The organism is Chrysiogenia bacterium, from assembly GCA_020434085.1.
Classification (GTDB): domain Bacteria; phylum JAGRBM01; class JAGRBM01; order JAGRBM01; family JAGRBM01; genus JAGRBM01.
On sequence record JAGRBM010000117.1, the window covers coordinates 1 to 1,613 of the forward strand.

Annotated in this window: 2 protein-coding genes; both read left to right on the plus strand. The window is 68.0% G+C overall.

The genetic code is table 11. The annotated features are described in order from the left end of the window. Window positions 1–1,124: exodeoxyribonuclease VII large subunit (xseA, locus tag KDH09_03920; protein ID MCB0218816.1), on the plus strand; the 1,124-nt coding region annotated here is incomplete at its 5' end. A 91-nt stretch (window positions 1,125–1,215) separates the two neighbouring features. Next, window positions 1,216–1,613 (plus strand): bifunctional riboflavin kinase/FMN adenylyltransferase (locus tag KDH09_03925; protein MCB0218817.1); only part of this gene is annotated, 398 nt, incomplete at its 3' end.

A 1,613-nucleotide genomic window follows, 5' to 3' on the forward strand; every position in this document is an offset into this window, starting at 1 on the left:
ACGGCATGGAAGTGATCGTCCGCGGCCGGCTCACTGTTTACGAGCCGCGCGGCCAGTACCAGCTCATTGCCGAGCACATGGAGCCCAAGGGCGTGGGCGCGCTGCAACTGGCCTTCGAGCAACTGCGGGCCAAGCTGGAGGCCGAGGGGCTCTTCGCCGCCGAGCGCAAGCGCCCCCTTCCCTTCCTGCCCCGGCGCATCGGCCTGGTAACCAGCATCTCCGGCGCGGTAGTCCGCGACATCTGCCACGTGCTTTTCCGGCGCTTTCCCGGTGTAAGCCTCCAGATCCGGCCCGTGCGCGTGCAGGGCGCGGGCGCCTCCGAGGAAATCGCCCGGGCGCTGCACTATCTGTACGAGCGCGGGGACTCCGACGTCATCATCGTGGCCCGCGGCGGCGGCTCGCTCGAAGACCTGTGGGCCTTTAATGAAGAGCCCGTCGCCCGCGCGATTGCTGCCTCACCCGTGCCGGTTGTGAGCGCCGTCGGGCATGAAACCGACTTCACCATTGCCGACTTTGTCGCCGACGTGCGCGCGCCGACCCCCTCTGCTGCAGCCGAGATCGTGGTGCCCGTGCAGGCCGAGCTCGAAAGCAGCCTGCGCGCCGTCGAATCGCGCCTTTCCCGCTGGATGGCCGCCCGGGTGCGCGAGCTCCGGGTCTCGGTCCATGACGCCCGCGCCGTGCTGGCCGACCCGCGCCTTGCGCTGGCAGGCTACCGCCGCCGCGTTGACGAGTCAGAGGAAGCCCTGCTCGATTCGGTCAGGGCGCCGCTCCAGCGCGCGCGCCGGCGCGCGGGTGATCTCGAGCGACGCCTGTGGTCGGAAAATCCCCGGGGAACCCTTCGAATGCAGCGCCAGAGAGTGGCCGCTCTCCACCGCGAGCTGCTGGCCGCTACCCATACGCGTCTTGCCACCGAGCGTGAGCGCGTGATCGCCCAAGGCGGCGTGCTGGAGGCGCTGAGCCCGCTCAAGGTGCTCTCGCGCGGTTACGCGGTGGCTGAGATTCCCGGCGGCGGCGTGCTCCGCGAGGCGTCCCAGGTCTCTGCCGGCGACGAAATCGAGCTGCGTCTGCAGCGCGGCCGCCTGCGCGCGAGCGTGAACTCGGTTCAGGAAGATTCCGAGCCCTGAAAGAAATGCAGCAAAACAGGTGCGAGAGAGCGATTCTCCGACTATGATCGCCCCCTCGCCCGCGAATTCGCGGGCGTGACGCACAAGGCCAATGACCCAGATTGAAGTCCACAACGCCTCCCACCTGCGCGACGGGGAGCTCGGCCCCGCCGCCATTGCCATCGGCAATTTCGACGGCGTGCATCTGGCACACCGCGTAATCTGCCGCCAGCTGGTGGAAAAGGCCGAGGAACTGGGCGTCCTGCCGATGGTCTACACCTTCCAGCCGCACCCCCGCAAAGTGCTGCAGGGACCCCAGGCGGTGTGCGTGCTGACGACCTTCGAGAAGAAGTGCGCCCTGCTGGCCGAGCTGGGTGTGAAGGTCGTGGTCTGGAGCGAGTTTACCCGCGAGTTTTCCGAGCAATCGCCCAGCGAGTTCATCTCCCGCATCCTTGTCGACAAGCTTCGCGCGCGGCACCTGTTCGTTGGCCACGACGCCCACTTCGCTCG